The organism is Microbacterium sp. B19 (assembly GCF_000333395.1).
In the GTDB taxonomy this organism is placed as follows: Bacteria; Actinomycetota; Actinomycetes; order Actinomycetales; family Microbacteriaceae; genus Microbacterium.
On record NZ_BADA01000158.1, the window covers coordinates 1 to 1806 of the forward strand.

Annotated in this window: 1 protein-coding gene; it reads left to right on the forward strand. The window is 71.5% G+C overall.

What is annotated here, in order from left to right; genetic code table 11:
* The first annotated feature begins 212 nt into the window (after positions 1-212).
* Positions 213-1757: a bifunctional lysylphosphatidylglycerol flippase/synthetase MprF gene (locus I5G_RS20985; RefSeq protein WP_051038665.1), complete on the forward strand. Its 1545-nt coding sequence runs from the start codon at positions 213-215 to the stop codon at positions 1755-1757.
* The last annotated feature ends 49 nt before the right edge of the window (positions 1758-1806 follow it).

Sequence of the window (1806 nt, forward strand, 5' to 3'; positions counted from 1 at the left end):
AGTCCCCACCACGAGACGCGCGTTCTGCTCGCGGCCCTCACCGCGGTGACGGCCGTCGTTCCGATGATCGCGACCGTGTGGGGGAGCGGCGCGGGCCTGCTGTCGGTGTACGGCTGGCTGTCGTACGACCCGCTCACCGTCGTGGACGGGCGTGTGTGCGTGGCCGGGTCGGAACTTCTGGCGTGCCCCGCCGGTGGATGGACCACGGGGCCATGCAGGCGTACGCCGGCTGGATCGCCGCCCTCCCGCTGGCGGTGCTGCTCGTGGCATCCTGGGGCATTCTGCGCGGGCGCCGCGGCGCGCTGGGCATCGCGATCGCGGTGAACCTGCTCGTGTTCGTGGGGATGATGTACGTCTTCGCCGTGACCGAGCCCGACACGCTCGCGACGCTCGCCGTCACCCGGGACGCGGATGCCGCGTCCGCGGTGTGGCAGATCCTGGTCGGGGTGGCGGTGAGCGCGCTCGTCCCGCTCGCCGTCGCCGTGACGCTCTTCGTGTTCCGGCGCGCCGCGCGGGTCGGATCCGCGCCCGGTGCGCGGTCCCTGTTCCTGGGGACCGTCGGTTTCGCGGGCGTCGGCGCGCTCGTGACCGCGTTCGTCGGGACGATGGCGTTCTCGCACCACTTCAGCCCCGAGCCGGGGCCCGCGGCGATCTTCCGCGCCACCGTGCTGAGGCTGCTCCCGCCCTCGCTCCTCCCCACCGAGTCGATCGCTTTCGTTCCGACGACGGGGTGGGCGCAGGCGCTCTGGTACCTTCCGTCGGCGATCTTCTGGACCGTGTGCGTCATCGCCTCCATCCGATTCGTCCTGAGCCCGGGATCGGCCGCGCACTCCGGCGACCGCGCGCGGGCACGCGCCGTCCTCGAGCGCGGCGGCGGCGGTGCCCTGTCGTTCATGACGACCTGGACCGGCAACGCCTACTGGTTCGCGCCGGACGTCGACGCGGCGATCGCCTACCGCGTCCGCGGACGCATCGCGGTCACCCTGGGTGGCGCCTTCGGGCGCGACCGCTTCGATCCGAGCGTCGCGCGGGCATTCGTGGACTTCTGCGGCGAACGCGGCTGGACGCCGGTGTTCTACAGCGTCGACGACGCCGAGAACGCCACGCTCGACGGGCTCGGCTGGAGCAGCACGCAGGTCGCCGAGGAGGCCCGGCTCGACCCCACCACGTGGACGCCCGCGGGCAAGAAGCGGCAGGACGTGCGCACCGCGACCCACCGCGCGGCGCGAGAGGGCGTGCGCGCGGAGTGGACCACGTGGGCAGCGCTGTCGTTCCGTGATCGCGCGCAGATCCGCGAGATCTCGGAGGCGTGGGTCGCGGACAAGACCATTCCCGAGATGGAGTTCACCCTCGGCGGCATCGAGCAGATGACGGACCCCGCCGTTCGCCTGATGATCGCGCGCGACGCGCAGGGGCGGGTCGTGGCGGTGACGAGCTGGATCCCCGTGTACGCGGCATCCGGGGTCCAGGGATACGCCCTCGACGTCATGCGCCGCCGCCACGACGCGATGAACGGCGTCATGGAGTTCGTGATCGGCGCCGTCGTCGAGCGGCTCCGGGCGGACGGACGCACCGTGCTGAGCCTGTCGGGTTCGCCGCTGGCCTTCCATCGCGACGCATCGGATGCCGAACCGGATGCCGTGGAGCGCTTCCTCGGTCAGCTCAGCGTGCTGCTGGAACGGGCGTACGGTTTCCGGTCGTTGGGGAACTTCAAGAAGAAGTTCCAGCCGGACTTCGCGCCGATGTGGATGGTGTAACCCGACCCGGCGCACTTTCCCGCATCGGACTGGCCCTCATGCGCTGCTA